The organism is Klebsiella sp. K47 (genome assembly GCF_051858335.1).
GTDB lineage: Bacteria > Pseudomonadota > Gammaproteobacteria > Enterobacterales > Enterobacteriaceae > Klebsiella > Klebsiella pneumoniae.
This window is the reverse complement of the sequence record NZ_JBPYUI010000639.1, coordinates 1-206: the sequence shown is the minus strand read 5'-3', so window position 1 is coordinate 206 and position 206 is coordinate 1. Positions and strand designations below refer to the sequence as shown.

Here is a 206-nt window from a genome sequence, read left to right as displayed (position 1 = left end):
ATCTGGACGCTCTTTTTCAATGATTTGTGCAACAGTCTGCCAAGTGATTGGCTCGATATATGTTGCGTCTGCCATCGCAGGGTCGGTCATAATGGTTGCTGGGTTAGAGTTCACCAAAATAACACGGTAGCCTTCTTCACGAAGAGCCTTACACGCTTGCGCACCTGAGTAGTCAAACTCACATGCCTGCCCGATGACAATCGGAC

General features: G+C 49.0%; 1 protein-coding gene. It reads right to left on the bottom strand.

Features of this window, described 5'->3' with window-relative positions:
- On the bottom strand, positions 1-206 hold a 206-nt coding region (locus RRF55_RS29520), incomplete at both ends, for a hypothetical protein (protein WP_439419530.1).